Genomic DNA, 520 nt, shown 5'->3' on the forward strand with positions numbered 1-520 from the left:
TTCCATTCCATTCCATTCCATTCCATTGTACTCGGGTTGTTTCCATTCCATTGCATTCCATTCCATTCCATTCCATTCCATTCCATTCCGTTGCATTCCATTCCATTACATTCGGATTGATTCTATTCAACTCCCTTACTCTCCATTACATTCCATTCCATTCGGGTTGTTCCATTCCATTCCATTCCATTCCACTCCATTCCATTGCACTCGGGTTGATTCCATTCCATTCCATTCCATTCCATTCCATTCCATTCCGGATGATTCCATTCCATTGCATTCCGTTCCATTACATTCCCCTGCACTCGCGTTGATTCCATTCCATTCCATTCCATTCCATTCAATTCCATTCCATTACAATTCGTTCCATTCCATTCTATTCCGTACCATTCCATTCCATTCCATACCATTCCATTCCATTCCATTCCATTCCATTCCATTCCGTTCCATTCCATTCCATTCAATTCTATTCGGATTAATTCCATTCCATTCCATGCCATTCCATTCTATTCCATTCCAT

The 520-nt window shown here is 41.0% G+C and carries 1 protein-coding gene; it reads right to left on the reverse strand.

All coding sequences use genetic code 11. The features are described from left to right. Nucleotides 1-122: 122 nt before the first annotated feature. A complete protein-coding gene (locus P8610_RS20440) occupies nt 123-500 on the reverse strand; it encodes a hypothetical protein (protein WP_394605961.1) in 378 nt (125 codons plus the stop codon). Nucleotides 501-520: the final 20 nt, after the last annotated feature.

The sequence above is a fragment of the Fictibacillus sp. UD genome (assembly GCF_043558025.1).
Taxonomy (GTDB): Bacteria; Bacillota; Bacilli; order Bacillales; family Fictibacillaceae; genus Fictibacillus.

Bases quoted from the DNA above. Each gene is read 5' to 3' on its own strand.
- P8610_RS20440 (WP_394605961.1), bottom strand. From the start codon at position 500: ATGGCATGGAATGGAATGGAATTAATCCGAATAGAATTGAATGGAATG.